Below are 550 nucleotides of genomic sequence, written 5' to 3'. Positions count from 1 at the left end.
GATGATGATCCTCGCTTTATCAGCATCGATACCTTGCGGGTTGAGCGTGCCGCGTAGCCATATACCGTCAATCAGTGATGCTATCCCGTGAGCAACCAACTCTGCTTGCTCCGCACTTAATAGTGCTTTTAGTTCTCTTCTTAGATGGGACAACAGACGTCGTTCATTAACTCGTTGCAAACGCTTAAGTTGCTCGTCATGCATTGAGTAAGACCAGAAAGCCAGCCACGTTTTAGCCACTTTGTTTTCTGCCTGATAACCAACAAAGTTGCCGTCAATAATGGCGTTGATACGCTGATGATGAGCATCTGCTGGCAACGCACGAAGCTTCCCAGTGATTGTTGAAGAAAGCTGACGAAGGATCTCGCGCATGGTTTCTTCTAACAACCCATGCTTACCACCGAAGTAGTGATTAATTATCCCCGTTGATACTCCAGCCTCTTTACTGATCAACGAGATGCTCGCAGCATGTAAACCGACTCTGTCAATCACAGACATGGTCGCTTTTACAAGCTGCGGTTTTCTGATTTCAGGCATCCCCACCTTTGGC

General features: G+C 47.3%; 1 protein-coding gene. It reads right to left on the bottom strand.

Annotated elements, in window-relative coordinates:
* Positions 1-550: transcriptional regulator BetI (betI, locus tag R7Z49_RS26965; RefSeq protein ID WP_318112735.1), on the bottom strand; the 550-nt coding region annotated here is incomplete at both ends.

The organism is Vibrio sp. 1562, from assembly GCF_033340155.1.
Lineage (GTDB): Bacteria > Pseudomonadota > Gammaproteobacteria > Enterobacterales > Vibrionaceae > Vibrio > Vibrio alginolyticus.
The sequence above is the reverse complement of the archived record's forward strand: the minus strand, read 5'-3'. Positions and strand labels throughout refer to the sequence as shown.